We start from the raw sequence: 6,312 nt of genomic DNA, 5'->3' as shown, positions 1-6,312 counted from the left end.
CCTCGGGGCGCCCCCGGCCCCCCCCCCCCCCGGGGGGGGGGGGGGGGGGGGGGGGGGGGGGGGGGGGGCCCGGGTACCGGGGGGGGTGGAGCGGGTCGGTGACGGGGGTCGAGCGCGGGAATGGGCCCGACCGACCGGCGACGGAAGCCACGCGCCGGGAGGAGTACGGCCGGTCGGCGACCGAGGTCGAGCACGAAAATCGGCCCAGCCGACCGCCGACAGAAGCCACGCGCCGGAAGAGGTACAGCCGGTCGGGGACCGAGGCCTGGCACGGGAATGGACGCAGCCGACCGCCGACAGAAGCCAGGCGCCCGAAGGGGTACAGCCGGTCGGCGACCGAGGCCCGGCACGGAAATGGGCCCGACCGACCGCCGACAGAAGCCAGGCGCCGGAACAGGCCCAGGTGACCACCGACATGAGCCAAACACCGGAACAGGCCAGGCCGACCGGCGATCGGCATCGGGCACGGGAATGGACGCGGCCAGCCGCCGACAGAAGCCAGGCACCGGAACGGGTCCAGGTGACCACCGACGAAAACCAAGCGCCGGAACAGGCCCAGCCAACCGCTGTGGCCGGTGGCGCTCTTGGGGCTCCGGAGATTCCGGCCGTAGCCGGGCCGGACGCGGCCGGCGCTCCGGTTGGGCCCGCGCCGAAGCCGCCGGGCCGTGCAACTGATGCCGTTCTGGGGGCAGTTGACTGGCCGAGCGGTCCCATGGCGGAGGCAGCGGATACCTCCACCGGTTCCACACTGGAGGCGCTCGGGCTGGCCGACGTGCCCCGTGATCGCCCGCTGCTCTACCCGGGCGCCTGGCCGCAGGACTCCGTGCTCCTCGACGGCGGCCGGCTGCTGCCCCTCGACCGACTGATGTACGAGGACCGCACTCCCGTCCTCGCGGTCGGTTCCAACGCCAGCCCCGGCCAACTGCGGCACAAGATGGCCGAGTTCGCCATCACCTCGCCGATCCCCATGGTGCGGGCACGGGTGACCGGCGTGGACATCGGTGTCTCCGCACATGTGAGCCGTATGGGATACGTGTCCGCGTCCCCCTTCGACGCGCCGCACACCGTAAGGGAGTTGTTCGTCATCTGGCTGGACGCCGAGCAGCTCAGCGTGATCGACGCAAGCGAGGGCGTGCCGCTGCCGAACGGCAACTACGGCCGCGCCTGGCTGCCCGCGCCCGAGGTGCGGGTCGAGCTGCCGGACGGCACGACGCTGCCCGGCGTCCACTCGTACGTCAACCGCCACGGCGTTCTGCACGACGGCACCGGCGCTGCGCGCACCCACCCCGGCCAACGTGAGCTGCTGACCGAACTCCTCGTGGGATCGCGCCGGTTGAGGGAGCTGTTCGGTGTCACCCCGGAGGAGTTCGTGGCGCGGGCCCGGGCCGACCGGCGCCTGTGCGAGGCGGGGACGAAGCTGTTCGCCGACGAGAAGCGGGTGACGGCGTCCGGCCTGGAGCGGTACGTGACGGTTCAGCAGACCGGAAGCCCCGGCACCGGCTCGTCGTTGGCACCGCCCTTGATGTAGACGTCGCTGACATAGACGTTGGTGTTGCCGCTGTCGTCGTCGGTCTTCGCCCACCAGACGTTGGTCCACTGGCCGGACGTCTCGCGGCGCCCCAGGTTCGACTGGCAGTAGAAGTAGTTGGTGCCCGCGTTGAGGACGCCGGCCTCGGCGCCGGAGGCGGTGTACGACGTGGCGGTCTTCCAGACCGTGCAGTTGTACTTGCCGCCGCCGAGGGCAGTGCACGCCGGGGCCGGTGCGCTGGAACTGCCTCCGTCGGCCGGGGCGCCGGCCCCGGAGTCGCTGCCGTCCGAGTCGTCGTCACCCGAGGAGTTCGCCGTGGAGGTCGAGGAGGCCCGGTCCGTGGGTTCGGAGCCGTCGTCCGCGCCGGACGGCTCCTTCGCGCTCGGGGTCTTCCTGTCGCCCTCGGCCGTCGACTCGGGGCTGCCGGAGCGGTCGGCGTCGGGGCGGGCGGAGGCCGGGGAGGAGGCCGTCGCACCCGTACCGGACGCGGCCCGTCGACCGTCGGCTTCGGCGTCACCCAAGTCGTTGAGCAGCGCGGCGGTCGTTCCGGCCACGGCGAGCACGACGGTGACCGCTACGGCGGCCAGCAGGGCGCGTCGCTTGTGGCGGGGCGGGCGCGAGCCGTCCATGGGGCTCGTCGGGGGCTGGTCGTGGGAGGCATGGGGCCCAGTGCCGTGCGCGGGTGCCCCGGCCTGCCCCGGAACACCGCCTTCGGCGCCAGTCATCCCGAAGCCCCGCGTCGGTGGTCCGGCCTGCCCCGGAGCACTCGCGCCGGGCTGAACGGCACCAGACTGCCGGGGCCCGTACTGGCCAGGTCCACCGCCGGGCTCCGCCACCGACTGGGGCCCCGCCACGGGCTGCCCGGAGACGCCGAAGCCCTGAGTACCCGGCACACCCTGCCCGGGAGCCCCAGACCCTGACGCGGCCGCGTGCCCCACCGGCTGCGCGCCCCCATGTCCGTGCACCGCGGTCGGCCCGACCGGTTGCCCGGCCCCGGAACCGGGTGCCGCCGTCACCCCAGGCCCCGCCGCCGGTCCCGCCGCGTCCGGCTCACCGAAACCCGGTGCGGGTGCCGCCCCGGCCCCCGCCGGCGCCTGCGACGAGGCTCCCTGCGCGGCCCCCGCCACCGCCGAACCCCCCACCGCCGAACCCGCCGTCAGGAAACTCGACGGCAACCCCGGGCCCCCCGGATCCGACTCCGCCTCCCCCGCCCAAGCGGCCGTACCCCGCAAAGTCGTCGTGGCACTGTCCGTCCCTGCCCCGTCCGCCACCGCCTGCAGCAGCTCGCGTGCCTCCTGGGCGCCCGGGCGGGCCTCCGGACGCTTGTCCAGCAGGCGCTGGAGGACAGGGCCCAGGGCCCCGGCACGGTGGGGCTCAGGGAGAGGCTCGCCCACGATCGCGGTGAGCGTGGCGAACGTCGACGTACGACGGAACGGAGAGGCACCTTCGACGGCCGCGTACAGCGTCGCGCCCAGGGCCCACACATCGGAGGCCGGCCCCGGATCGGAGCCCTGGGCCCGCTCGGGCGCCATGTAGTCCAGGGAGCCGACGAGATGACCGGTGCGGGTGAGCTGGGTGGCCGCACCGTCGCCCGGGTCCTCCATCGTGGCGATGCCGAAGTCGGTGAGCAGGACACGGCCCGAGCGGTCGAGCAGGATGTTGCCGGGCTTGACGTCCCGGTGCAGCACCCCGGCCTCATGGGCGGCGGCCAGTGCGTCCATGACCTTGGCGCCGATCCCGGCCGCCTCACGCGGGTCGAGGGGACCGCGCTTGCGCAGCACCTGGTCGAGGGACGGGCCGTCGACCAGCTCCATGACGATCAGCGGGCGTCCGTCGACCTCGCCCACGTCATGGACGGCGACGACACCGGGATGCCGGACCCGGGCCGCCGCACGCGCCTCGCGCTGCATCCGCAGCCGCAAATCGGCGAGTTCGGGGCCGTCGGCGTCGGTGTAGGTGCGCAGTTCCTTGACCGCCACCTCGCGGCCGAGGACCTCGTCGACGGCCCGCCAGACCACACCCATGCCGCCGCGCCCGAGCTGGGCCACCACGCGATAACGCCCGGCCAGCAGCAGACCGGTCTCGTCCTGGCCCTTTCCCTTGGTCTCCCCCGAAGACACCGCTGCCCCGTTCCTGTGACCCGTCAATATGTGCGGTACAGATTACGGCGCAGGGGTGACTATTCCAGCTGCCGGTTGCGACTGTGACAGGGCCGCTACTTCTCCGACCGCTTCGTGGAGACGGTCAGGTCGCCGCGCCGCGGTGCCGCGTAACCTTCCAGGTCGACCCGGGTCAGACCGGTCAGCCGGGCCACCTCGGCGATGTCCAGGGCGCCGCAGTCGAGGCCGCGCAGCAGATAGCCGCTGAGCGCCTTGGCGGTGGCGGGCTCGTCCATGACGTCCCCGCCGACCCTTCCCACGTACCGGGCGAGGCGGGCGGCGGCCTGCTCGAAGCCCTCGCGGTAGAAGGCGAACACGGCCGCGTACCGGGTCGGGATGTGGGCGGGGTGCATGTCCCAGCCCTGGTAGTAGGCGCGGGCCAGCGCCCGGCGGGTCAGGCCGTAGTGCAGCCGCCAGGCGTCGTGGACCTTCGCCGTCGGACCGACCGGCAGGACGTTCGTGGAGCCGTCCGACACCCGTACGCCGGTGCCCGCGGCCGCGACCTGCATGATCGCCTTGGCGTGGTCGGCGGCGGGATGGTCGCTGGCCTGGTGGGCGGCGGAGACGCCGAGACAGGCGCTGTAGTCGAAGGTGCCGTAGTGCAGTCCGGTGGCGCGGCCTTCGGCGGCCTGGATCATACGGGCGACGGTGGCGGTGCCGTCGGTGGCGAGGATGGACTGGCTGGTCTCGATCTGGATCTCGAAGCCGAGTCGCCCCGAGTCCAGTCCGTGCGCCTTCTCGAAAGCCTCCAGGAGCCGTACGAACGCGGTGACCTGTTCGGCGTACGTCACCTTCGGCAGGGTCAGCACCAGTCCCTCGGGCAGGCCGCCCGCCGCCATCAGACCGGTGAGGAAGACGTCGAGGGTTCGGATGCCCCGGTCCCGGACGGCCGCCTCCATGCACTTCATGCGGATGCCCATGTACGGCGCCGCCGTGCCGTTCCGGTACGCCTCGGCGATCAGCCGGGCCGCGCGGGCAGCCGTCGCGTCCTCCTCGGCGTCCGGCCGCGTGCCGTAGCCGTCCTCGAAGTCCACGCGCAGGTCTTCAATCGGCTCATGCTCCAACTTGGCGCGCACGCGCGCGTGGACGGGCTCGGCGAGTTCGTCGGACAGCCCGAGGACCGCGGCGAAGGACTTGGCGTCCGGGGCGTGTTCGTCGAGGGCGGCGAGGGCCTGGTCGCCCCAGGAGCGGATGGTGTCGGCGGCGAAGACGTCACCGGGGACATAGACGGTGTGGACGGGCTGGCGGGTGCCGGGGTCTCCGGGGTAGCGGCGCTCCAGTTCGGCGTCGACCGGCGCGAGGGAGGCGCTGATCTCCTCGCTGACGGCGCCCGCGAGGCTCGTCGCCACCTGCTCCTGCTGGCCCTGACCCATCCGTACCCTCCTGTTTTCCGCTCTACGGAATCAACAATCCGTAGAGCGAAGTTATCCGTGAAGCTTCCCGACGGTCAACACCCCGTCCACAGCATGAGCCACCGCGTTCATCCGGAATGCCGAGAACCTGTACGCCGTCTTCCACACTCCGGATCGAACATTCATCCTGGTCCGTCGGGAGGGAACTCACATGCCGGACACCCACAGAATGACGCGTCGTATGGGCCTCAGAACCGCGGTGGCCGCCGCGATCACCGTGCCACTGATGGGCACGCTGCCCGCTTCGGCCGCCAAACCGACCAACCGCCGACTCGATGTCATGACGTTCAATCTGCGCTTCGCCAGCACCTCCGAACCCAACAGCTGGGCCACCCGCCGCCCGGTGATGCGCCGACTGTTACGTCAGGAGGCCCCCACCCTGATCGGCACCCAGGAAGGCCTCTACCAGCAACTGCTCGACATCCACGCCGACCTCGGACCGCACTACGACTGGATCGGCACCGGACGCGAGGGCGGCAGCCACGACGAGTCCACGGCGGTCTTCTACGACACCCGGCGCCTGGTCCCCGTCGAGCACGACACGCACTGGCTCTCCGACACGCCCGAGGTCATCGGCTCCAACACCTGGGGCGCCGCGCTCCCCCGGATCCTCACCTGGGTCCGCTTCCGCGACCGGACCGCCGACCATCGCGAGTTCTACGTCCTCAACACCCACTTCGACCACGTGGGCCAGTACGCGCGCGAACGTTCCGCACTCTTCCTCGGCCAGAAGATCGCCGAGCTCGACCGCTCGCTACCAGTCGTGGTGACCGGCGACTTCAACGCCGCCGCTCACAACAACCAGGCGTACGACACCCTGCTCGCCACCGGACTCGTCGACACCTGGGACGCGGCCGCCGAGCGAAGCAAGCTGTACGCCACCTTCCACGGTTACAAGCCCCTGACGCCCGACGGCGAGCGCATCGACTGGATCCTCACCACACCCGGTGTCACCGTCCACCGGGCCGCCATCAACACCTTCGCCCTGAACGGACAGTTTCCCAGCGACCACCTGCCGGTGCAGGCCACGGTGACCCTGGGATGAGCCGAGGCCCCCGCGACCGCATCAGCGGTCGCGGGGGCCTCGTACGCCCGGAGCGGGATCAGCCCTTGCGGGCGTTGATCTCCTCGGTGAGGGCGGGGACGACGTCGAAGAGGTCGCCGACGACGCCGTAGTCGGCCAGGTCGAAGATCGGGGCCTCGGCGTCCTTGT

Annotated in this window: 4 protein-coding genes and 1 pseudogene; 2 read left to right on the top strand and 3 right to left on the bottom strand. The window is 72.1% G+C overall.

Annotated features, from left to right (window positions below; genetic code table 11):
- Window positions 1-712 precede the first annotated feature (712 nt).
- On the top strand, window positions 713-1,528 hold the full coding sequence (locus ACI2L1_RS32595; RefSeq protein WP_404743007.1) for a hypothetical protein: 816 nt from the start codon (window positions 713-715) through the stop codon (window positions 1,526-1,528).
- On the opposite strand, the gene ACI2L1_RS32590 is transcribed toward ACI2L1_RS32595, so the two are convergent.
- The gene (locus ACI2L1_RS32590) at window positions 1,474-3,648 is read right to left on the bottom strand and encodes a protein kinase (protein ID WP_404743006.1); all 2,175 of its coding nucleotides are present in this window, start codon (window positions 3,646-3,648) and stop codon (window positions 1,474-1,476) included. The genes ACI2L1_RS32595 and ACI2L1_RS32590 overlap by 55 nt on opposite strands.
- A 95-nt stretch (window positions 3,649-3,743) precedes the next feature.
- Complete coding sequence (locus ACI2L1_RS32585; RefSeq protein ID WP_404743005.1) at window positions 3,744-5,060, bottom strand: DUF6986 family protein; 1,317 nt, start codon at window positions 5,058-5,060, stop codon at window positions 3,744-3,746.
- A gap of 190 nt (window positions 5,061-5,250) precedes the next feature.
- On the opposite strand from ACI2L1_RS32585, the gene ACI2L1_RS32580 reads away from it, so the two are divergent.
- Window positions 5,251-6,144 carry an endonuclease/exonuclease/phosphatase family protein gene (locus tag ACI2L1_RS32580; protein ID WP_404743004.1) on the top strand — a complete coding sequence of 298 codons (894 nt, stop codon included), beginning with the start codon at window positions 5,251-5,253 and terminating at the stop codon, window positions 6,142-6,144.
- Between the two features lie 58 nt (window positions 6,145-6,202).
- Here the strand turns inward: ACI2L1_RS32580 and ACI2L1_RS32575 are convergent.
- A pseudogene (locus ACI2L1_RS32575) lies at window positions 6,203-6,312 on the bottom strand (electron transfer flavoprotein subunit alpha/FixB family protein); the annotation flags it as partial.

The organism is Streptomyces sp. NPDC019531, from assembly GCF_044903305.1.
Lineage (GTDB): Bacteria > Actinomycetota > Actinomycetes > Streptomycetales > Streptomycetaceae > Streptomyces.
This window is presented reverse-complemented; position numbering and strand designations above follow the sequence as displayed.

Excerpts from the sequence above, each read along its gene's own strand:
- ACI2L1_RS32595 (WP_404743007.1), top strand. The coding sequence starts at position 713 with ATGGCGGAGGCAGCGGATACCTCCACCGGTTCCACACTGGAGGCGCTC.
- ACI2L1_RS32585 (WP_404743005.1), bottom strand. The coding sequence starts at position 5,060 with ATGGGTCAGGGCCAGCAGGAGCAGGTGGCGACGAGCCTCGCGGGCGCC.
- ACI2L1_RS32580 (WP_404743004.1), top strand. The coding sequence starts at position 5,251 with ATGCCGGACACCCACAGAATGACGCGTCGTATGGGCCTCAGAACCGCG.